General features: G+C 62.9%; 15 protein-coding genes and 1 tRNA gene. 8 read left to right on the top strand and 8 right to left on the bottom strand.

What is annotated here, in order from left to right:
* Window positions 1-58: 58 nt before the first annotated feature.
* From ACSQ2A_RS05990 to clpS, 3 genes are all read right to left on the bottom strand, one after another.
* Window positions 59-280, bottom strand: coding sequence for a DUF2798 domain-containing protein (locus ACSQ2A_RS05990; RefSeq protein ID WP_436071452.1), 222 nt, complete (start codon window positions 278-280; stop codon window positions 59-61).
* Window positions 281-753: 473 nt separating this feature from the next.
* Window positions 754-3,099: an ATP-dependent Clp protease ATP-binding subunit ClpA gene (gene clpA / locus ACSQ2A_RS05985; RefSeq protein ID WP_436071451.1), complete on the bottom strand. Its 2,346-nt coding sequence runs from the start codon at window positions 3,097-3,099 to the stop codon at window positions 754-756.
* Window positions 3,100-3,108: 9 nt separating this feature from the next.
* Window positions 3,109-3,528 carry an ATP-dependent Clp protease adapter ClpS gene (clpS, locus tag ACSQ2A_RS05980; protein WP_436071636.1) on the bottom strand — a complete coding sequence of 140 codons (420 nt, stop codon included), beginning with the start codon at window positions 3,526-3,528 and terminating at the stop codon, window positions 3,109-3,111.
* A gap of 330 nt (window positions 3,529-3,858) precedes the next feature.
* Here clpS and ACSQ2A_RS05975 point away from each other — a divergent pair, with 330 nt between their 5' ends.
* The 3 genes from ACSQ2A_RS05975 (at window position 3,859) to ACSQ2A_RS05965 (ending at window position 6,410) form a co-directional block, all read left to right on the top strand.
* Window positions 3,859-5,439: a serine hydrolase gene (locus ACSQ2A_RS05975; protein WP_436071450.1), complete on the top strand. Its 1,581-nt coding sequence runs from the start codon at window positions 3,859-3,861 to the stop codon at window positions 5,437-5,439.
* Between the two features lie 84 nt (window positions 5,440-5,523).
* A complete protein-coding gene (locus ACSQ2A_RS05970; protein ID WP_436071449.1) occupies window positions 5,524-5,796 on the top strand; it encodes a hypothetical protein in 273 nt (90 codons plus the stop codon).
* A gap of 17 nt (window positions 5,797-5,813) precedes the next feature.
* Window positions 5,814-6,410, top strand: coding sequence for an alpha/beta fold hydrolase (locus tag ACSQ2A_RS05965; protein ID WP_436071448.1), 597 nt, complete (start codon window positions 5,814-5,816; stop codon window positions 6,408-6,410).
* Between the two features lie 36 nt (window positions 6,411-6,446).
* On the opposite strand, the gene ACSQ2A_RS05960 is transcribed toward ACSQ2A_RS05965, so the two are convergent.
* Window positions 6,447-7,805, bottom strand: coding sequence for an MATE family efflux transporter (locus ACSQ2A_RS05960; protein ID WP_436071447.1), 1,359 nt, complete (start codon window positions 7,803-7,805; stop codon window positions 6,447-6,449).
* Between the two features lie 283 nt (window positions 7,806-8,088).
* On the opposite strand from ACSQ2A_RS05960, the gene ACSQ2A_RS05955 reads away from it, so the two are divergent.
* The 4 genes from ACSQ2A_RS05955 to ACSQ2A_RS05940 all read left to right on the top strand — a co-directional run bounded on the left by ACSQ2A_RS05955 (window position 8,089) and on the right by ACSQ2A_RS05940 (window position 11,302).
* The gene (locus ACSQ2A_RS05955; protein ID WP_436071446.1) at window positions 8,089-8,817 is read left to right on the top strand and encodes an AzlC family ABC transporter permease; all 729 of its coding nucleotides are present in this window, start codon (window positions 8,089-8,091) and stop codon (window positions 8,815-8,817) included.
* The gene (locus ACSQ2A_RS05950) at window positions 8,801-9,109 is read left to right on the top strand and encodes an AzlD domain-containing protein (RefSeq protein ID WP_295416286.1); all 309 of its coding nucleotides are present in this window, start codon (window positions 8,801-8,803) and stop codon (window positions 9,107-9,109) included. The genes ACSQ2A_RS05955 and ACSQ2A_RS05950 overlap by 17 nt, the downstream gene beginning before the upstream one ends.
* Before the next feature lie 53 nt (window positions 9,110-9,162).
* Window positions 9,163-9,246, top strand: a tRNA-Leu gene (locus ACSQ2A_RS05945).
* A gap of 205 nt (window positions 9,247-9,451) precedes the next feature.
* Window positions 9,452-11,302: a CASTOR/POLLUX-related putative ion channel gene (locus ACSQ2A_RS05940; protein ID WP_436071445.1), complete on the top strand. Its 1,851-nt coding sequence runs from the start codon at window positions 9,452-9,454 to the stop codon at window positions 11,300-11,302.
* A gap of 23 nt (window positions 11,303-11,325) precedes the next feature.
* On the opposite strand, the gene ACSQ2A_RS05935 is transcribed toward ACSQ2A_RS05940, so the two are convergent.
* The 4 genes from ACSQ2A_RS05935 to ACSQ2A_RS05920 form a co-directional block, all read right to left on the bottom strand.
* Window positions 11,326-12,303: a DUF4344 domain-containing metallopeptidase gene (locus ACSQ2A_RS05935; RefSeq protein WP_436071444.1), complete on the bottom strand. Its 978-nt coding sequence runs from the start codon at window positions 12,301-12,303 to the stop codon at window positions 11,326-11,328.
* 145 nt (window positions 12,304-12,448) lie between these two features.
* Window positions 12,449-12,727 carry a hypothetical protein gene (locus ACSQ2A_RS05930; RefSeq protein WP_436071443.1) on the bottom strand — a complete coding sequence of 93 codons (279 nt, stop codon included), beginning with the start codon at window positions 12,725-12,727 and terminating at the stop codon, window positions 12,449-12,451.
* Window positions 12,728-12,786: 59 nt separating this feature from the next.
* Complete coding sequence (locus tag ACSQ2A_RS05925; RefSeq protein ID WP_436071442.1) at window positions 12,787-15,270, bottom strand: penicillin-binding protein 1A; 2,484 nt, start codon at window positions 15,268-15,270, stop codon at window positions 12,787-12,789.
* Window positions 15,271-15,493: 223 nt separating this feature from the next.
* Window positions 15,494-16,735 (bottom strand): N-acetylmuramoyl-L-alanine amidase, encoded by a 1,242-nt coding sequence (locus ACSQ2A_RS05920; RefSeq protein ID WP_436071441.1) that lies wholly within the window; start codon window positions 16,733-16,735, stop codon window positions 15,494-15,496.
* 611 nt (window positions 16,736-17,346) lie between these two features.
* On the opposite strand from ACSQ2A_RS05920, the gene ACSQ2A_RS05915 reads away from it, so the two are divergent.
* Window positions 17,347-20,031: an Rne/Rng family ribonuclease gene (locus tag ACSQ2A_RS05915; RefSeq protein WP_436071440.1), complete on the top strand. Its 2,685-nt coding sequence runs from the start codon at window positions 17,347-17,349 to the stop codon at window positions 20,029-20,031.
* Window positions 20,032-20,039: the final 8 nt, after the last annotated feature.

The raw sequence follows: 20,039 nt of genomic DNA, 5'->3' as shown, positions 1-20,039 counted from the left end.
TTTGATGACAAGGCCTGGTCATCTCAGGATGGGCCCCGGCTTTCGCCGGGGTGACGTGTCAGGCGCGCGGGGCGGGTGCGATGGTGTGCGCCAGCTTGAAGGCGAGCGGTGTGACGACCTGGGTCATGATGAAGGCGATGGGCCAGGCGGTGATGAAGCTCAGCGGCCAATGGGAGAGGAAATCGGGGCCGACGGAGATGAAGCCCATGATGCCGGACATGGAGAAGGCCATGCCGAAGGTGATGAAGAGCTGGGCGAGGAAGAGGGTTTTCTTGGGCATTGAGGTTCCGTCGGTGAAGAGGCTGACGGAGAAAAGTCCCGGTCAGCACCATCTTCAGGGTTGAAGGTATGGTGCCTGTGGGACGCGGAAGCGTCGAAACCGCGGATGCGGGGCCGGGATACCAACCGGCGACGTCTTTTCGGCTTGGATGGTTTAGGGGGCGGAGGCAGTCGGGGCAAGGCGTGGGTGTGGATGGGAGGCTTGCGTTACGAGGGGTGGTGGAAAAGGGAAAAGTGATAGCAAGCGGATGATTCAGGGGAGCCACCATCCAGCGTGCGGCGGCGTGGACCACCGGGACGAGCCCGGTGGTGACGATCGAGGGGGGCGTGTCCGAGGAAACAGAGATCCCCGCTTTCGCGGGGATGACACCGTGGGGTGGTGGGGCATTTGCGCGCAACGCCCCTCACCCGGCGCTGCGCCCGGTGACAGAGAGTGGGTAAGAAAAAGGCCGGGATCGCTCCCGGCCTTTTGGCTTAGCTGTTCTTGTCGGCCGTGGCCTTGGGCTTTTTGGGCTTCGGGAGGGCCTTGGGCTTGGCTGGGCGCGGGGGGACCGCGATCAGTTCGAGCTTGGCTTCCGTGCCTTCGCCAACCACGGCAACGGTGACGTTGCCGCCGTTGACGAGTTCGCCGAAGAGCACTTGGTCGGCCAGCGGCTTCTTGACGTATTCCTGGATCACGCGGCCGAGGGGGCGCGCGCCCATGCGTTCGTCATAGCCGTGTTCGGCCAGCCAATCGGCGGCTTCCGGGGTCAGGTTGATCGTGACGCCGCGCTCGGCCAACTGGCCTTCGAGCTGCAGCACGAACTTTTCGACCACGCGGCGCACCACTTCGCGCGGGAGCGGCGCGAACGAGATGATGGCGTCGAGGCGGTTGCGGAACTCGGGCGAGAAGGTGCGGTTAACAGCCTCTTCGTCGTCCCCCTGCTCGCGCTTGCGGCCGAAGCCGATGGGCGCGCGAGCGAGTTCGGATGCACCAACGTTTGACGTCATGATCAGGATCACATTGCGGAAGTCGACCGACTTGCCATTGTGGTCCGTGAGCTTGCCGTGGTCCATGACCTGCAACAGGATGTTGTAGAGGTCCGGATGGGCCTTTTCGATTTCGTCGAGCAGCACGACGCAATGCGGGTGCTGGTCGACACCGTCGGTGAGAAGGCCGCCCTGGTCGAAGCCGACATAGCCCGGAGGCGCACCGATGAGGCGCGAAACCGTGTGGCGTTCCATATATTCGGACATGTCGAAGCGGAGCAGTTCAACGCCGAGGGTATCGGCGAGCTGCTTGGCCACTTCGGTCTTACCCACACCGGTCGGGCCGGTGAAGAGATAGGAGCCGATCGGCTTTTCCGGTTCGCGCAGGCCCGCACGGGCGAGCTTGATGGCCGAGGAGAGCGCGGTGATCGCCTGATCCTGACCGAAGACGACCGTCTTGAGGCTCTGTTCGAGACCCGAGAGCAGTTCGGCATCTGACTTGGACACCGACTTTGGCGGGATGCGGGCGATGGTCGCGACCGTGGCTTCGATGTCTTCGACATCGATGATCTTCTTGCGCTGGTCTTCCGGCAGAAGCATCTGACCGGCGCCGGTTTCGTCGATCACGTCGATGGCCTTGTCGGGGAGCTTCCGATCATTGATGTAGCGCGCGCTCAGTTCCACGGCGGCCTTGAGGGCTTCGTCCGTGTACTTGATCTTGTGGAATTCCTCGAAGTAAGGGCGCAGGCCCTTCACGATCTCGATGGCATCCGGAACGGTCGGCTCGTTGACGTCGATCTTCTGGAAGCGACGGACGAGGGCACGGTCCTTTTCGAAGAACTGGCGATATTCCTTGTAGGTGGTCGAGCCGATGCAACGGATCGCGCCTGATGCCAGGGCGGGCTTCAGGAGATTCGATGCGTCGAGCGCGCCACCGGAAGTGGCGCCGGCGCCGATCATGGTGTGGATCTCGTCGATGAAGAGCACCGCATTCGGCATCTTCTCGAGTTCCTTCATGACGGACTTCAGACGTTCTTCGAAGTCACCACGGTAGCGGGTGCCGGCAAGGAGCGAGCCCATGTCGAGGGCGTAGATGACCGCTTCCTTGAGCACTTCGGGCACGTCGCCTTCGATGATCTTGCGGGCGAGGCCCTCGGCGATGGCGGTCTTGCCGACGCCAGCGTCACCCACATAGAGCGGGTTGTTCTTGGAACGGCGGCAGAGCACCTGGATGGTGCGGCGCAGTTCGCTGTCGCGACCGATCAGGGGATCGATCTTGCCGGCGCGGGCCTTCTCGTTGAGGTTGACGCAGAAATCGGCCAGGGCCGAACTCTTCTTGCCTTCGGCAGCGCCACCTTCCCCATTGCCTTCACCTTCTTCGGTGCCGCGGACCTTGCGGTCTTCGGCGGGGCCGGACTTGGTGATTCCGTGGGAGATGAAGTTGACAGCGTCGAGCCGGCTCATGTCCTGCTGTTCGAGGAAATAGGCGGCATGGCTCTCGCGCTCGGCGAAAATCGCGACTAGCACGTTGGCGCCGGTCACTTCCTCGCGGCCGGATGATTGGACGTGGATAACGGCGCGCTGGATAACGCGCTGGAATGCGGCTGTCGGGCGCGCATCCTGGCCGTTCTGGACGACAAGGCTGTCCAGTTCCTCATTGATGAAGTCTTCAAGATCGCTCTTGAGCGCGTCGATATCGACATCGCAGCCATTGAGCACGGCGATCGTTTCGCGGTCGTCGGTCAGGGCCAGCAAGAGGTGCTCAAGCGTTGCGAACTCATGGTTCCGCTCGCGCGCCAGGTTCATCGCCTGATGCAGAGCCTTTTCGAGTCCGCGAGAGAATGAGGGCATATGATGTTCCTATTGCTTTTCCATCACGCATTGCAGCGGATGCTGGTTCTTGCGTGCCGTATCCATGACGCGGGTCACCTTGGTTTCGGCAACCTCGTATGGATATACGCCGCACTCACCGACCCCCTTCTGGTGAACGTGCAGCATGATCTGCATGGCGTCTTCGCGTGATTTGTTGAAGACGTCCTGCAGGACCAGAACGACGAATTCCATCGGCGTGTAGTCGTCGTTGAGCAGCAGAACCCGATAAAGGTTCGGCCGTTTGGTTTTGGGACGAGTTTTTGTGACGGTCCCGGTCTCGAAGCTGTTTCCGCCGTCTCCCTTACGTCCGCCATCATCGTCCTTCGGGCCGCCCACAAGCTTTCCGAGGGGCAGCTCGAAGCCTTTGGCGGGACGGTCAGACGGCGAATGGCTGGTGGAACGTGTCATATTCATAGCGGCATTTCTGGGAGGAACCGAAGCAGCTCTTCGGACCCATTATGTAGGCAAAAAGGTCCCCGTGTTAAGGGGCACATGATCCCGAAAAGTTGAGCGCCGTTATCCGGGCTTCGCCAAGAGCTTGCCGCACGGGCAAGAGAGAAGGTCGGGCGTGACCGGATTGCGACTCTGAGACAGAAATCGATGGCATTTTACGGAATGGTAACGGGGTGGGCCTATTCTGCATCAATGGCATGGATCGGGCGGGGGCCTCGATCTGCGAGGCCGTGTTTCAGTTGCGTACGGGCAGTTTAGCCCGATGAGTAAAGTTGGAGTTCCGGGTTGACCTTCCAGGCCATGACCCCTTGGCGCGCTTCGTTTGTCCGCGCCATCGCTGCGATTGCCCTCGTGCTGGGCCTTTCCCTGCACCTTGCGGCCCCGGCGCACGCCATCGAAAATCTCAGGAAATATGCCGGCATCGTGGTCGACGCCAAATCGGGCGAAGTCCTCTATGAGGAAGCCGGCGATTCCAAGCGTTACCCGGCCTCAGTTGCCAAGGTAATGACGCTTTATGTGCTCTTCCAGGAATTGAGTGCAGGCAATCTCAGCCTTTCCACCAAGATGACGGTTTCCAAGCACGCGGCTTCGGCCGTGCCGACCAAGCTTGGCCTCCGCGCTGGTTCGACCATTGCGGTGGAAGATGCGATCAAGTCGCTGGTGACCCTGTCGGCCAATGACATGGCCCGCGTGATCGCCGAACATATTTCGGGTACCGAGAGCAAGTTTGCCGAGCGCATGACGGCTACGGCCCGTGCCATGGGCATGCGCAACACCACCTATCGCAATGCTTCGGGCCTGCCCGATGGCGGCCAGGTGACGACGGTGCGCGACCAGGCCATTCTCGGTATCGCGATCTATCAGCATTTCCCGCAATACTACGAATTCTTCCAGACCACGGCCTTCCGCTACAACGGCAAGACCTATGGCAACCACAACCGCGTGCTTGGCTATATGGGTGCCGTCGACGGCATCAAGACCGGCTATATCAATGCCGCCGGTTCGAACCTTCTTACGGCCGCCCGCAAGGACAACCGCCACATCGTCATCGTCGCATTCGGCTTCAACTCGGCCGGCGCACGTGACGAGAAGGTGCGCCAGCTCGTTGCCAACTACCTGCCCAAGGGCCGTCGTGGCGACTATCTGCAGACGGCCATGGTTCCCCAGCCGGGTCGCCAGGGCAATTCGAACGTGCAGGTTGCCGTGGCCCAGCCGACGCAGCCGGTTTTCGTGATGCCCATGCCCCTGCCCGGCTTCCGCCTTGCCGAGCTTGCAGCGGCACAGAATGGTACTGCGCAGCCGCAGGTGGTCGTGGCTTCCGCTGCGCCGGTTCCGGCTGCTGCGCCCGCCGATATCGGTCTTCAGCCGGCTGTGCAGGCTGCTGCGGTGCTTGCGGCACCGACGCAGGCGCCGACCCCGGCTTATCCCAGCCAGGACATTATCGGCGCCTGGCTGAGCGACACCTATAATCTCGGCGCGCCGCCGGCTGCGCTTGGCTCGACCCGTCCTTCCGCGCCGCTGGCTCCGCCAAGCGATGTCGGCACCGGCGCGGCTCCCGCCCCGGCCGAGCAGCCAATCGACCTCATGACCAGCGGCACCGTCGATACCGCCGGCCTCGTCAATGGGGCGTGGATCGTGCAGATCGGCGCCGGCCCCTCTGAGGACAGCGCACGCTCGATGCTTTCGGACGCGGCAGGCAAGGTCGGTGGTCTTGGTGACTTCCGCTCCTATGTCGAGCGCTTCGAAAAGAACGGCCAGGTTTTCTATCGCGCCCGCTTCGTCGGTTTTGGTGACCGTGACGATGCGACGGCCATGTGCAACCGCCTCAAGGACGCCAATATGGCGTGTCTGGCGATGCAGGGCTGATGCCCCGACGGATAGTGACGCGACGGGCCGTTCGCCTGCCGCCTCTTGTGTAAGCAGTTTGGTGCCTGTGTTTGGAGTAGCCCAATGAGCGAACGCAATTCCCTGGTGGAACTGGCCAATTTTATCGGCCGCTCCCCCCTCGCCTCGCCCGATATGAGCTCGCGCAACAAAGCGCTGTCGGGCATGACGGAACGCCTGCTGCCCAAGCAGCGGCGCTCGGTGGGCGACCTGATGAACGTGGTTCTCACCTTGTCGGCCCGTACGCGCCGCATGGTGCAGGAGCCGGTCAATATCGACCTCGACGTATTTGCCCCGGGTGGCAAGCGCGCGCTGGTCATGCGTCTGGGCGACAAGTAGGGGCGCAATCCCTGCTTATGCCTGAAAAGACCCTTTTCCTGCCCGGTGCGGGTGGCAGTGCCTCGTTTTGGCGTCCCGTGGCGGATCGCTTGGGGATCGAGGGCACGTTCTTTTCCTGGCCGGGACTTGGAAATGAAGCGCCCGACCCGGCTATCACCAGCCTCGACGATCTCGTGGCGATGGTGGTCGAGCACATAGACGGCCCGGTCAATTTGGTCGCCCAATCGATGGGCGGCGTCGTGGCGATACGGGCGGCACTCGCCAAGCCGCAATTTATTCAGAAACTGGTACTGGCCGTCACATCGGGCGGATTGCCGCTTGCCGATTTGGGGGCGGCGGACTGGCGTGGTGACTACTACCGGACCTTTCCATCGGCGGCTCGGTGGATAGCTGCGCCGGGCGTTGACCTCTCCGACGAGATCAAAACGATCAAGGCGCCGGCCCTTTTGCTGTGGGGCGATAGCGATCCGATCAGCCCAATCGCGGTCGGGGAACGGCTCAGCAAATTGCTGGCGGGATCGGAATTGCATGTGATTGCGGGCGCAGGACACGATCTGGCCCAGACGCATGCGCCCGCTGTTGCCGATCTGATAGGCGCGCACCTGCGAGGTTAGGAGTGGAAGGGCGCCGAAGCGCCCTCCCCTTGGCGCTCAGACGAGCGCGACGATCTTCTTTTTCTTCCAGACGAAGTGGTACCAGGCAGCCTGCATGATCATCATGCCGGTGAAGCTGGCCGCATAGGCCACCCAGATGCCCGAGAGGCCGAGGCTGGTCTGGCTGAGCCAGACGGCGCCGGGCAGCTCGATGAGCAGGATGCCGGCAAGGGCGAGGAGCATGGGCGCATAGACCATGCCGCTGGCGCGCATCATGCCCGAGAACACCACGCCGAAGCCAAAGGGCACGATGGCCCAGAGCACGATGTGCAGGAGGTGCTGGGTCAGTTCGATGACTTCAGGATCGGTGATGAACAGGGACACCAGCCAGCCGCTCGCGAGATAGGCGATCAGCACGAGGCCGCCGGTGATGACGAGGTTCATCATCAATGCAGTGCGGGTGATCGCCTGGAGCTGATCGATGCGGCGGGCGCCGATGGCCTGGGCCCCGAAGATCGAGGTGGCGATGCCGATCGACATGGCGGGGAACTGGACATAGTTCAGCACCTGGTTGAGCGCGCCATAGGCCGCGGTGGCGTTGGAGCCGAAGCGGTTGACGAGACCTACGATGACGATGCCGGCGACGGAGGCCACGACCATCTGCAGGCCGGCGGGGACGCCGAGCTTGAGGATGAGCTTCAAAAGACCGAAATCGGGCTTGAGGGCACGCAGCAGGTCCATGTCCGGCGCCAGCGGCAGTTTGCGGGCGCGCATATAGAAGAACAGGAAAACCAGCACGACGACGAAGCCGGCGATGAACGCCCAGGCGGCGGCGTTGACGCCCAGCTGTGGCAGGCCCCACCAGCCCTGGATGAGGGCGGGTGTGAGGATCACACCGACGATCATCGAGAGCACCAGCGAGAAGAGCGGCGTGATGGTATCGCCGACGCCGCGCATGATCGAGGTGACGATCAGGAACAGGAAGAAGCCCGGCATGCCGAGGAACATGATGCGGCCGTAGTCGACCGCCGTCTGGCGGATGTTTTCCGGCGCGCCGAGCACGGACATGATGTCCTCGATCCAGATGCCGCCGATGATGGCGACGACGAGGCCGAGCACGATAGCCGTGGTCATGGTGGTGCCGGTGACCTGCTTGACCCGGACGAGATTGCGCGCGCCCCAGGCCTGACCGATCAGAATGGTCGAGCCGGCTGAAAGGCCGATGATGAAGCTGATGAGGAAGAACAGAATCGGGAAGAAGGTGGCGAGCGAAGCGAGGGCTTCGACACCGATCATCTGGCCGATGAAAATGGAATTGAACGTTCCCGAGAGGGCCTGAAGGATATTCGAGGCCATGAGGGGAAGCAGAAAGATGGCGAACCGCTGCCAGAGGGGGCGGGTGGAATGGGGATCCATAGGAACGCTCCAGGAGAACACGTCATTTGGCTATCGTCACGGCGGCAGGCCCCGAACCGGCGGAACTGAACAAATCAGATGGCCGGAGGGACCAATTCACACCCCAAAAACGAGGTGCCGGCTGGACGGGCGCTGGAGGCTTGGCAATGACACGCAGGTTGTCTACGCCGCCGCGTCAGGAGCGTCAACGCCGCGATGACGGCCGTGTGATCAAAGATGGCGATGGGAGTCATCAGGACTTGTCATCGATGTCCCCGCACATCTCCGTGCTAGAGAATGGCGCATGACAGATATTGCAGCCAGCCCCGATTCCAGGATGGATCAGTTTCTCGCAGGCGCCCGCGCCTGCGTGCCCGTTGCCATTTCCGTGGCAGCCTATGGCCTGGTCTGGGGTGTGTTGGCGCGGGGCGCTGGCCTCAGCCTCCTCGAAGTCATCATGATGAGCGCACTGGTTTTTGCTGGCTCGGCGCAATTCGTGGCGCTTGATCTCTGGACGACGACGCCGGCCGCGTTGCCGATCGGCGCGCTGGTGCTGGCGGCCCTGATCGTCAACCTGCGCTATCTGCTGCTGACGGCGACGCTGCGGCCGCTCTATCCGACCAAGGGGCTCCTCGGCGGCGCGTTCAGCATGTATCTGGTGACCGACGAAAACTGGGCCATGACAGTTGCCGCCATGGCGCGCGGACAGGGTTCGGTTGCCTTTCTGATGGGCGGCGGCGCGCTCGCCTGGATGGCCTGGATGTGCACCAATCTCGTTGGCTACGGGCTCGGTTCGGCTATCGACGATCCGGCGCGATGGGGGCTCGACTTTGCCTTTACGGCGACGTTCCTGGCACTGCTGCTGGGCATGTGGAAGGGCCGCGGCGATCTCGTGCCCTGGCTTGTGGCGGCGCTGGCGGCCATTGTGACCTCGTGGCTTGTCGAGGGAAGCTGGCACATTTTGGTGGGTGGCGTGGTCGGCAGCCTTGTCGGTGCCTTCCTGGAGACGCGGAAAAATGCTGACAAGTCCTGAGGCCGTCGCGGCCATTCTCGGCATGGCTTTGGTGACCATGGCGATCAAGGCCAGTGGTTTCCTGTTGGCCGACCGCCTGCCCCGGGACGGCTTTGCGGCCGCCTGGCTGCGGCACATTCCCGGCGCGGTGCTGGCGGCATTGGTGGCGCCGGCCGTGGTGACCGGCGGCGTGGCCGAGGCCATTGCGGCAGCGGCGACGGCGGCGGTCTTCATCGTCTCGAAAAATCTCTTTGCGGCCATGGCGACGGGCGTTGCCACGGTTTACGTCGTGCGCTTGCTGGTCGCTGGATAAACACGACCAGGCAGTTGCCAGCCGCACCGCTCTAGGCTAGGAACCGTGCCCGTGCCCCTCTGGCGGAATGGTAGACGCAGAGGACTCAAAATCCTCCGCCGCGAGGCGTGCCGGTTCGAGTCCGGCGGGGGGCACCATTTCACTCCTACATCGCTGCCAGTACTGCGCTTTCGGTCCATGCCCCCCGGCGTTCACTTTCTTTTGAGCGACCCGTTGGCCGGTTGAAGCTCTTGCGATAACAGACTCTCCGCGCGGCCGCGTCTGGCCCGGAGATTTCCCATTATGACCACCCCCAAAAGGCGTTCAATTCGTGCGCGCCTGAGCTACGAGTTTGACAAATCCATGTCAGCGGGCCCCGTGGCCCTGATCGGCTGGCTGGCCCTGCTGTCGCTGGTGGTGATCATCGTGGCCTCGGTCGTGCTCGTGCTGTTCCAACTGGCGCCTGAAGGTGGGCAGCCGGTGGACTTCCTCGAGGCCGCCTGGGAATCGCTGATGCGCTCGATGGACGCCGGTACAGTCGCGGGCGACACGGGCTGGAGCTTCCGGATGGTGGGGCTCTTGGTCACCATTGCCGGCATTTTCATCTTTTCGACGCTGATTGGCGTGCTGTCTTCGGGCATCGAGGGCAAGCTCGACGAGTTGCGCAAGGGGCGCAGCCAGGTGCTCGAGAAGGATCACACGATCATTCTCAACTGGAGCCCGTCGATCTTCGACGTGATCTCCGAACTTGTCGTGGCCAATCGCAGCCGGCATCGGCCGCGCATCGTCATCATGGCCAATCGCGACAAGGTGGAGATGGAAGACGAGATATCGGCCAAGGTGGCCGATCTCGGGAATACGCGCATCATCTGCCGTCGTGGCGACCCGACGGACCTTTACGATCTGTCGCTGGTAACGCCGCAATCGGCGCGCTCGATCGTCATCCTGTCGCCCGAGGGCGAGGATGGCAGCATGGATGACGCCGATAGCAGCGTCATCAAGACGATCCTGGCGCTGGTGCATGACCCGCGCCGCCGGGCGGAGCCCTATCGCATTGCCGCTGAGATTCGCGATACGGCGAATGTCGAGGTGGCACGCGTGGTTGGCGGGCGCGAGGCGCAGCTGGTGCTGGCGGACGAGTTGATCGGCCGCATCGTGGTGCATTCGAGCCGGCAGGCAGGCCTTTCGGCGGTCTATTCCGAACTGCTCGATTTCGAGGGTTGCGAGATTTACACGCTCGAGCAGGCAGGGCTGGTCGGCAAGACCTTTGGCGAGAGCCTGATGGTCTATGACACTTCCACGCTGATCGGCATTGTCGCGGCGGATGGGGCGGTGGAGCTCAATCCACCCATGGCGCGGCGTATCGTGGCCGGGGATCGTGCCGTGATCATCGCAGAGGACGACGCGGCCATCCAGATCAAGGCGGCGGGCACCCTGCCCGACCAGACGCAGATGCGGTCTTCGACCCGCGCCGCTGCGCAGCCGGAGCGCGTGCTGCTGCTGGGATGGAATCGGCGCGCGCCGATCATTGCCTATGAACTCAGCCGCTATGTCGAGCCGGGTTCGGTGCTGACCATTGCTGCGGATACGCCGACGCTGGAAGACGATGTCGCGGCGCTTTCGGTGGCCAATACCAATCTGCAGATCTTTTTCGGCCGCACGGATATCACCAGCCGCAAGGCGCTGGAGGGGCTCGATATCGCCAGCTACGACCACGTGCTGGTGCTGGGCTATTCGGACCTGCTGGCGCCGCAGCCAACGGATACGCGCACACTGGTTACACTGCTGCATCTGCGCAAGATCGCCGAGACGACGGGGCGCCGCGTGAAGGTGGTTTCGGAGATGGTGGACGTGCGCAATCGCGAGCTGGCCGAGGTCACAAGGGCAGACGATTTCGTGGTGTCCAACAAGCTCGTCAGCCTGATGCTGGCCCAGGCTTCGGAAAACGACGCACTGACGGCTATCTTTGACGATCTTCTGGATGAAGAGGGATCGGAACTCTATATGCGCCCGGCCGGCGACTATGTGGCGCTGGGCGTGCCGGTGAGCTTCTATACGATAACAGAGGCGGCTCGCCTGAGGGGCGAAGTGGCGATTGGCTATCACCGGCCGCGGCCGGATGCGGCGGCCAATGGCATTCTCATCAATCCTGCGAAGTCGGCTGCCGAAGTCTATTCGGAGCATGATCGGCTTATCATCCTGGCGCGCGAGTGACGCGCCAGGATTTTTAGGCAGGTTTAGTCTGCCTGCACCGTCATGAAGGTGTCGACGATGTAGTCCCAGCTCGCATCGTAGCGGGCGAATTCCTGCGGGCAGCGCAAGGCGCGGGCGGCTGGCAGGATGTTCAGGGCATCGGTTTTCTTGAGCCAGTCCATGACCTTGTCCTGATCGAAGGCCTCCGGGTTCTTGTCGATGGTCTCGAAGACCATGACCATGCCGGGGGCCAGGATGCGTGCGTAGGTATCCATGTCGGAACCGAGGACCAGGCACATGACGTCGTAGTAGCGCTGCTGGCCGAGGCTGTGCTCATTGGCCAGAATGGAGCGCGAGATGTCTTCGGGCGCGAAGGAAAGCTGCTTGAAGAAATAGGCGCCCAGGAGCGCGATGCGGGAGGGGCGATCCTCGAAGGCATCGCCCTCCTCGTCGGCTCCGATCAGGGTGAGCGCCGCGAACTGATCGACTGCATCTTCCTCACGGCCGGTGATCGGCAGATCATATAGCGCCGTCAGCCCATGGCCGAGTTCGTGGAGGAGCACGAAAAGAGTCGTACCGCTGAGAACGGTTTCCTGATCGGCCCAGCGGAAGAACTCGCCATCCTGGCCTTCGAGGTATTCGTAGGACTGGTTGTAGTCGGCAATCAGCTCGTAGCAGAAGGTGATGCTCTGCTCGCTGGGGCTCCAATATGCATTCGAATAGCCGCAATCGGTGAAGGTGACCGGGACGTCAACCGGCAGCGCGATCTGGTCGGCGAGTTCATCGAGAACGTCGGCGAAAAGCCCATCCTTCTCGAACTTGGTACGGACGAGGCCGATCTCGCGAATATTGCTCGGCTCAAAGGTCAGGACGAAGCGATGTTCACCGAGGACTGGTCCGGCGGCAGCGCCTGGCGTCAGCGCTTCGACCTCCACGTCTTGCGGAAACGTAACGATATCCTGCGCGAGCGCCGGGGCGGCAACCAGGCCAGTCAGCAGGCTGAAAAGTGTTAGTGAACGCAAAGTACGCCCCTCTTCCTAAAATCTACGGGCGCACCATAGGGATGGACCGAGGGATGAAAAGGGAAAGCCGGGGTCAGCGTGAAGGCTTTCTTTATGAGGCCGCACAAAGGTTTAGACCGCCTGACGGCGGACCGGACCAGTTTGCCTAGAAAACCGGGGTGACGGGTTTGGGGAAGTTGAGCTGATCGAAGCGACGCTGGAGCTGGATGTCGTCGATCTTCCGCTCGATCGTGTTGATTTCGACCTTGTATTGGTACTGCTCGGCCGTCTGCGCCAGTTCGCGCTGCATGCAGACCAGCCTCTGCTGGTTGGCTTCCAAGGCGGCCGCGGTGTCACCCGCCATCGGCGCCGGGCAAGCGGCCGAGGCCGGCACGATGGCGCAGGCGGCGAGCAGGATGGCGAGGAGCAGGCGTTTCGTTTTCATGACCTCAAGATGGGCGCTTGGTGTGCCGGGTGCAAATCACGAGAGAGGGACTGTGCGCTCTAGTTGCCCGACAGACTTTGTGCTGCCCCCAGGCTTGGATCGAGGAACTGGCCATTGCTGCTGGGCTGGGTGACGACGGCGCCGCCATATTGCTGCTGCATCTGCATCTGGCGCTGGGCCGCGTCATAGCCCTCGACATCGACCCCGATGACCGAGGTCATGAGGTTGGGGCCGGTGCCGGGCTTGAAGGCTTCCTGGATGCCGGCTTCGCCTTCGAAGGCCTGCACGCCGGAGCTGGGATTGATCCAGGCGGTGGTCATGCCGGCGGGCGTGTTGAACGGGGTCGGCGGCTTGCCGGCCATCGCCTTGGCCATGAAATTGGTGAAGATCGGCACGGACATGCCGCCGCCGGTGGAGGCCGAGCCCATGGAGCGCGGCTGGTCGTAGCCGATATAGATGCCGACGGCCAATTCGGGGGTGAAGCCGACGAACCAGGCGTCCTTGTAGTCGTTGGTGGTGCCGGTCTTGCCGGCCACGGGGCGGTTGAGGGCGCGGGCGGCGGTGCCGGTGCCGCGCTGGACGACGCCTTCCATCATGGAGGTGATCTGATAGGCGGTCATCGGATCGAGAACCTGGGGGCGGTTGTCGAGGATGCGGGGCTCGCCCTGTCCGTGCCAGTCCTCGGCAGAGCAGCCTTCGCAGATGCGCTCGTCGTGGCGATAGACCGTGTTGCCGTAGCGGTCCTGGATGCGGTCGATGAGGGTGGGCACGATCTTGCGGCCGCCATTGGCGATGGTCGCATAGGCCGAGGTCATGCGCATATTGGTGGTTTCGCCAGCGCCGAGGGACATGGCGAGAACCGGCTGCATGTCGTCGTAAATGCCGAACATGCGGGCGTATTCGGCGATCAGGGGCATGCCGATATCGCGGGCGAGGCGCACGGTCATGACGTTTCGGCTGCGCTCGATGCCGCGGCGAAGGGTTTGCGGGCCGTAGAATTCCTGGGCGTAGTTTTCGGGGCGCCAGATGGAGCCGTCGCCATTGCGGATTTCGACCGGGGCGTCGAGGACGACGGAGGCCGGGGTGTAGCCGTTGTCGAGCGCGGCGGCATAGACGATGGGCTTGAAGGAGGAGCCGGGCTGGCGCAGGGCCTGGGTCGCGCGGTTAAACTCGGACTCGGCGAAGGAGAAGCCGCCGACCATGGCAAGGACGCGGCCGGTGCGCGGGTCCATGGCAACGAGCGAGCCTTCGACTTCGGGCACCTGTTCGAGGGTAAAGATGCCGTCTTTGCCCGCGACCGGGGAGACGTAGACGACGTCGCCGACCTTGACGAGTTCCTGCACGGGCTTTGACAGCCAGCGGATTTCGGGGCCGGACAATGTGCCTTCGACGCGTGCGGGGCTCGAGGCGCCGTCGACGTCGTTTTCGGGGCGGAGGCCAATGCGGGCTTCATTGCCGGAGACGGCGAGCACGACGGCGAGCTGCCACTCGGGGACGTCGCTCAGCGGCTTGATCTTGGCCACGTCGAGACCCCAGTCCTCGCCCAGTTCGATACTGGCGACGGGGCCACGGAAACCACGGGTGTGGTCGTATTCGATCAGGCCATCCATGAGGGCGCGGCGGGCGTATTCCTGGAGGCGCGGCTCAAGCGTGGTGCGGACCGAGAGGCCGCCACCATAGAGCTGGTCTTCGCCATAGAGCTTTGCCAGTTCGCGGCGCACGTCTTCGGTGAAGTACTCGGCGGCGTAGACCTGGCTGCCGGAGGCGCGCGGGATGACGTTGAGGGGAGCTTCCTTGGCAGCGGCAGCTTCCTCGGGGGTCGCGTAGCCGTTTTCGACCATGCGATCGATCACCCAGTTGCGGCGCTCGATGGCGGCCTGCGGGCGGCGGAAGGGATGGTAATTGTTCGGGCCCTTGGGGAGCGCGGCGATGTAGGCAGCTTCGGGCAGTGTGAGCTGATAGAGCGCCTTGTCGAAATAATTCAGGGCCGCAGCGGCGACGCCGTAGGAATTGAGGCCGAGGAAGATTTCGTTGAGGTAGAGCTCGAGGATCTTGTCCTTGGTGAAGGTCGACTCGATGCGGATCGCAAGGATCGCTTCTTGGATCTTTCGATCCCAGGTCTGCTCCGAAGTCAGCAGGAAGTTCTTGGCTACCTGCTGGGTGATGCTGGAGCCGCCGCCCTGGATGGAGCTGTTGCCATCCATGCGGGCGAGCAGGTTGTCGCGCAGGGCGCGGACGATGCCGTCGATGGCGATGCCGTTGTGGGAGTAGAAGTCCTTGTCTTCGGCCGAGAGGAAGGCGTGGACGAGGAGCGGCGGCACGGTTTCGATCGGCTGGAAGAGGCGACGTTCCCTAGCGTATTCGGCAAGCAAGGTGCCGTCAGCGGCGTGGACGCGGGTGGTCACAGGCGGCTGGTAGTCCTTGAGGACGGTGTAGTCGGGCAATTGCGCGGAAACGGTGGCGAGGTACACGGCGGCAGCGGCGACGCCGCCAAGCGCCACGAACATGCCGAAACCGAAGAGCCAGCCGAGTAGACGAAACATGCGATCAGATACTCCACGGACGCCGGTTACGTTCGGCGGCCACCGTCGTTGTAGTTTTCACCGTGTCATCCCCGCGAAAGCGGGGACCTCAGTTCCCAAACAGGGGTTCCCGCTTTCGCGGGAATGACACCGTGGGGGTGGATAGATCCACATGGTTGTCGCCGAGACTCTCCCTGCATTTTTCAACAATAGCAGAGCGGGCGCGGGCGCTTAATCACTTTGCTTAGGGCTCGGCTTCGACGCTGTCGAAATAGGTGGAAATGCCGCGGGCAATGGCTTCGGCGGTGCGGTTCTGCCAATCGGACTGGGTCAGGTTGGTGATGTCGTCGACATTGGAGAGGAAACCCAATTCGATGAGCACCGAAGGTACGTCGGGAGCTTGCAGCACGAAGAAATCGGCCTGGCGCACTGGGAAGCGGCGCAGGGCGACGCTGGGCTCGAGCTGGTGCACGATGGATTGCGCGGCGACATAGGACTGCTTGCGCATTTCGCGGCGCATCAGGTCGAGGAGGATGTCCACGACCTCGGGCGCCATTTGCGGCATGGCAAAGCCGGCGATGACGTCCGACTTGTTTTCGGTGTCGGCGAGAACCTTGTCGAGCACGTCGGTAGCGTTTTCATCGCGCGTATAGACGCTGGCGCCGCGGATTTCGGGCTGCTGAAAACTGTCGGCGTGGATGGAGAGGAAGATATCGGCCTTGTTGGTGCGGGCGAGATCGACGCGCTCTTCGAGGCGGAGATAGGTGTCGTCTTCGCGGGTCAAGGCGACGTCGAAGCGACCGGATTCGACGAGAAGCTCCTGCAGGCGCAGGGAGAAGGCGAGGACGATGTCCTTTTCGCGCACGCCATTGGGGGCTTCGGCGCCGCTATCGATGCCACCATGGCCGGGGTCGATGACAACGAGCGGGCGGGTGGCGATGGGGAGTTCGGAGCCGCCGGCCGGGGTGGACTCGGCTGTCGTTTCGGCGACCACGGCCGAGGTTTCCTTATCACGCTCGACATTGGCGGCGAAGGTTTCGGCATCGGCGGGGATGATGTCGACGACGAGACGTGCGGGCTGGTCTTCGAAGGGATCGAGGACATAGGCCTGCTGCACCTGGGCGGGCGCCGACAGCGTGAGGGTGGTGCGGATGCGGTCGGAGGCGGCCTGCTCTACGAGGTAGGACTCGATGAGCGTGGTCTCGGAGGGTGCGCCGCTCGGCTCGGGCACCGAGAAGGTACCGGCGCGCACGTCGATGGCGAGGCGGTTGGGCTCGGACAGCGAAACGAAGGAGAATTCGGTTTTCGAGGCGAGGTCGATGACGAGGCGCGCGCGGTCTTCACCAACGGTGACGCGCACATCGATGACGTTGGGCAGGCCCACCGGAATGGCAGCGGGCGCCGCTTCCTGTGCGTGGAGCGCAGGGGCCGGGGCAAAAGCCAGGAAGAGCCCGAGGACGAGCGAGCGGATGACGCGTAGATTCAAAACTGGTCGGGCCCCATGCGTATGGCAAAACCGTGTCACATGCCCTTCGGGCGATTCTGCGGCATTTTCGGCTTATGCGATGATTTGCAACAGGGCGCAAAGAATGGCACCCGGCAAAAAGCCCGATATTCCTCACATTTAGACTTTCCTGTTGCCAATCTGGCGCAACCACCATACACGCTTATATGAAGGCGCAGGAGTTTCGCGAGCGCCAGCGAGAGGGTTCAGAATTGCCCTTCGCGCCGCTGCGGACCCCCAGCCGGCCAGTGTGCCACACAAGCACCTGCCCGGAATGAAAGCGGCGATTTTCAGCGCCTTCGCAAACGAATTTCGGTCCCTCACAGGGATCGGACGGTGGCGGGTCTTTGGGACCGGCCATCCAATAGGAAGAGGTCATATGGCCCGCAGGCGGACAAAGCGCGACGCGATCGATACGAACGATTGCCGTTTTGCTTCGCCCTTTCTCCCGGCCATGACCGAATTTGCCGGTGCGCAGAACGTGAGAGGTTCGCGCCCGATTGTTTTCAACACATTCGCCCCGCAACGCGCCGAGCCAGGTTCTCCGGTTCGCCGGCCGACGCCCTTTGGCGCGCGGGTGCGCGGAGTTTACTATGGCAACCAAGAGAATGCTGGTGGATGCCATCCACCCGGAAGAAACACGGATTGTTGTTACAGCCGGTAATCGGCTGGAAGAATTCGACTTTGAATCGGCGTCCCGCCGCCAGTTGCGGGGAAATATCTTCCTCGCCAAGGTGACGCGCGTCGAGCCGTCGCTACAGGCGGCCTTCGTCGAATATGGCGGCAATCGCCACGGGTTCCTCGCTTTCAGCGAAATCCACCCGGACTACTACCAGATCCCCGTCGCCGACCGCGAAGCCCTGCTGCGCGATGAAGAGCACGAGGAAGACCACCACGAGGAAACGGAAGACGCTGTCTCCGTGCCTGAAGGTGTGGCCGAAACGGAAGCAGAGGCTGATCCTCAGGACACTGAGGAAGAGAGCCATATCGAGCAGGCTCCGGCCAATACTGAACCCGTCGAGTCGATCGGCGGGGCGGATGCGCTCGAGGAAGTGCCGGAGCGTCGCCAGCGCAGCCAGCAGCGCCGTCACCAGTACAAGATTCAGGAAGTGATCAAGCGCCGGCAGGTGATGCTGGTGCAGGTGGTCAAGGAAGAGCGCGGCAACAAGGGCGCAGCTCTCACCACCTATCTGTCGCTCGCTGGCCGCTATTCGGTGCTGATGCCCAATACCGCTCGTGGCGGTGGCATCTCGCGAAAAATCACCAACGCTGCCGACCGCAAGCGTCTCAAGGAAATCACTTCGGACCTGGAAGTACCGCAGGGCATGGGCGTCATCCTGCGTACCGCAGGCGCGACGCGCACCAAGGCCGAAGTGAAGCGCGATTTCGAATATCTGATGCGTCTGTGGGAAAGCGTGCGCACGCTGACCCTGCAGAGCCAGGCCCCGTGCCTCGTTTATGAAGAAGGCTCGCTGATCAAGCGGACCATTCGCGATCTCTATAACAAGGACATCGACGAAGTGTTGGTGGCTGGCGACGCGGCTTATCGCGAAGCCAAGGACTTCATGAAGATGATCATGCCGTCCCACGCCAAGAACGTGAAACCGTATGGCGAAGAGCAGCCACTGTTCTCCAAGTATGGCATCGAGTCCCAGCTCGACCAGATGTTCTCGCCGGTCGTCACCCTGCCCTCCGGCGGCTACATCGTCATCAACCCGACCGAAGCACTCGTTTCGATCGACGTGAACTCGGGTCGCTCCACCAAGGAGCACAATATCGAGGACACGGCGCTCCAGACCAACCTCGAAGCTGCCGATGAAGTGTCGCGCCAGCTGCGCCTGCGCGATCTCGCCGGCCTGATCGTCATCGACTTCATCGACATGATGGAGAACCGCTCCAATCGTGCCGTCGAGCGTCGTCTCAAGGACGCGCTGAAGGACGATCGCGCCCGCATCCAGGTAGGCCGCATTTCGCATTTCGGCCTCATGGAAATGAGCCGTCAGCGTATCCGCTTCGGCGTTGTCGAAAGCTCGACCCACAAGTGCCCGATCTGCGACGGCACGGGTCTGGTGCGTTCGACGGAAAGCCTGGCGCTGATGATCATGCGCCATGTGGAAGACCACGTGCTGCGCAAGCAGGGCCAGTCGATCAATGTGCGCGTGCCGACCGACGTGGCGCTTTATGTGCTCAACTACAAGCGCGACACGCTGACTGCGCTCGAAGCGCGCAACTCGCTTTCGATCACCATCACCGCCGACAGCAAGCTGACCGGACACCAGTTCTCGATCGAGAAGGGTGAGACCCGCGTCTCCTCCTATGTCGACCAGCGCGCGGCGAGCCATGTGCGTGTCGACAGCGCCGTGATCGAAGAGATCGACGAGGAAATCGTCGAAGAAGAAGAGATCGAAGAAGAAGCCACCGAAGCCCGCCAGGAGAATGCTGGCGAAGGTGACGGCAATGGTCGTCGTCGTCGCCGCCGTCGTCGCCGTGGCGGCGCCAATGGCGAGCGCAACGAGGAACGGGCGCCGGTTCAGGCACGCGAGAGCGATGCCGAGGCGGGCGACGAAGACAGCGCCGACGAAGGTGGCGAGGCCGAGGGCGAAGAGGCGCCGACTGCTGACGCTGATGGCGAAACCCGCCGTCGCCGTCGTCGCGGCCGTCGCGGTGGTCGCCGTAACCGTCGGGACCAGGAAGGCGAAGTCGCGGCCGAGGGCGGCGAAGCTGCTGCACCGGCCGCCGGTGACGCCGAGCAGGTTGCCGTCGTTGAGGCGGTGCTGGCTCAGGCAGAGGTTGCCGAGGAAGCTGCGCCTGTAGCTGAGGCTGTGGAAGCCGTGGCGGAAGAAGCTGTTGCCGAAAAGCCGAAGCGCAAGCCGCGTGCCCGCAAGGCGAAGACGGCTGATGCTGAAGCACCGGTGGAAGTGACGGCTGAAGCTCCGGCGGTGGAAGCACCGGTGGCTGAAGAGGCTGCCGAGAAGCCCAAGCGCAAGCCGCGCACGCGGAAGAAGGCTGAGCCTGTGGCGGAAGAAGCTGCAGTGGTCGTCGAGGCTCCGGCCGAAGCGGCACCGGAGGCCCCTGCTCCGGCAGCAGAGCCGGTTGTCGCCGAAGCGACGGAAACCCGTCCGAAGCGCCAGAAGAAGGAGCTGCCGCCGGAAGGCGTGGTGGTTTCGTCGAGCGCCAAGCCGGCTGAAGAGGCTGCGCCCGCGGAGGGCGAAGGCGAAGCTGAGCCGGACAAGAAGAAGAAGGTCGGCTGGTGGCAGCGGCGCCTCGGTCTCGGCTAGGATTTTTG

The organism is Devosia sp. LjRoot3 (assembly GCF_964252865.1).
Taxonomy (GTDB): Bacteria; Pseudomonadota; Alphaproteobacteria; order Rhizobiales; family Devosiaceae; genus Devosia.
The sequence above is the reverse complement of the archived record's forward strand: the minus strand, read 5'-3'. Positions and strand labels throughout refer to the sequence as shown.